General features: G+C 62.6%; 2 protein-coding genes. Both read left to right on the forward strand.

Annotation, left to right across the window (positions count from 1 at the left end; translation table 11 throughout):
* Positions 1-135 precede the first annotated feature (135 nt).
* Entirely contained in the window at positions 136-1,074 is a 939-nt protein-coding gene (locus tag MXAZACID_RS17190) for a hypothetical protein (protein ID WP_039885801.1), read from the forward strand.
* The coding region (locus MXAZACID_RS17195) for a hypothetical protein (RefSeq protein WP_144052891.1) at positions 1,071-1,748 on the forward strand (678 nt) is incomplete at its 3' end. The genes MXAZACID_RS17190 and MXAZACID_RS17195, both read left to right, overlap by 4 nt.

A 1,748-nucleotide genomic window follows, 5' to 3' on the forward strand; every position in this document is an offset into this window, starting at 1 on the left:
CCGCCACCGGCTGAACCGGCAAAGCCCCTCATCCGGCCGCCCCTCTCAACCTATGACGAGGTCATGGCGCGCCTGCTCGGTAAAAAATCGCCGCCATAAGCCCCAGCCATCCTTTCCCCAGAATGGAGCCAAACGATGCCTGAACCCAAAGACAACACGCCGGAATTGCTGCGCTTTCCCAATGCGACGGGCGGACGTGCACCCACCTCAGGTACCACACCGCCGGAATTTACCTTCAGGCCGGATGAAGACGCCGCCCCACCGGAGATGGAGTTGGGCACCGCTGCCAGCCCGGCGGTACCCGCTGCCAGCCCAACGCCTTTGACCGGCATCGATTTAAGCGGGCGGCACAAAGTCATTTTCTGGGTGGGGCGAGGCAAAACCGGCAAGACCACCGGCATACGCTGGCTGGCCGAGAAAACCCTGATGAACGGCACGCCTCTGCTAATGGCGGATCTGGACACGACCAACGACACCTTCTCCCGCTATATCGACAAAGTGGCCCGCCCCCCGGAGACCGCCGACCCCAGCCTGTCCCTGAAATGGCTGGATCGCCTGTTACAGCATAGCCTGGCTCAGAAAATATCGGCGCTGGTCGATCTGGGCGGCGGCGATACCACGCTGCGCCGCCTCGCTGTCGAATTACCCGACCTGGTCGCCTTGTTCGAAGCCCAGAGCTTCGCGGTGGTGCTGTTCCATACGGTGGGGCCGCAAGAAGAGGATTTATCACCCTTGGCCACCTTGCAGCGGCTGGGGTTCAAGCCGACTGCCTCGTCCATCATTTTGAACGAGGCCATGATGGATGTCGGCGAGACCCGCGATACAGGCTTCGCGCGCATTTTGCGGCATAGCGTCGTCCGTCAGGCGATTGGTGAGGGGGCCGTGCCGGTATTCATGCCGAAACTCTTCGCCGCCCAACAGGTGGAAATCCGCCGGCTGAAATTCCATGATGCCGTCGCGGGTAAGACCGGCCGGGCCGACACGCCGCTCGGGCCGTTCGACCGGGCCCGGGTCAGGCTATGGCTGGAGGCCATGGACAGCAATTTTGCGGGGATCAGCTCATGGCTGCCATGAACGAGCCCCGGGAAGAGTTCGACCTGCGGCGCTACAGCGAAATCCTTGGCCGCGAGATCGCCCAGATGCAGGAGGAGCTGGAGCGGCTCATTCAGGTCACCGGGCTCAAAAACGACCCGTTATTGCCGCTGATTAAGGTCCTGTCCTCCTCGCTGCGCTTGCAATGGCGCCTGCATAACCAGGCCGTGCGCTATTTCCACGATGCCAGCGACCGGCTGGACCGCGAATACCATGACACCCTCAAGAAGACGGCGCTGGCCGTCCAGCAAGCCGAGGCGGTGTTGCAAACCAAACAGGCCGGCATTGTCGAGCAGCTGACGCCCAAGCTCGCGGATAATGTGCGCTATGCCGTGTATCAGCACGGCAAGACTTTGAAATACAAAACCCTCGGGATCTGGGCGGTCGCGGTGCTGGCGCTGGGTGCCATCCCCTGCCTCTTCACCTACGCTGCCGGGCTGAATGCCGGGCGGTTTCAGGGGGAGGTCGCCTCACATCTGATCTCGGTTGCCATGAAGGCCGGGCCGGCCGAGGCCATCGCCTGGGGCCAGCTGATGCAGGATAATGACGGTGCCGTCGCCATGGCGACCTGCCGCAAGAGCCTTCAGCAGGATGCCGACGGGCGGCATTATTGTTTCATGCCGGTCTGGACAGATCCGAACCCTACCGCCCTACCC

The organism is Acidocella sp. MX-AZ02 (assembly GCF_000306035.1).
In the GTDB taxonomy this organism is placed as follows: domain Bacteria; phylum Pseudomonadota; class Alphaproteobacteria; order Acetobacterales; family Acetobacteraceae; genus Acidocella; species Acidocella facilis.

Excerpts from the sequence above, each read along its gene's own strand:
- MXAZACID_RS17190 (WP_039885801.1), top strand. The coding sequence starts at position 136 with ATGCCTGAACCCAAAGACAACACGCCGGAATTGCTGCGCTTTCCCAAT.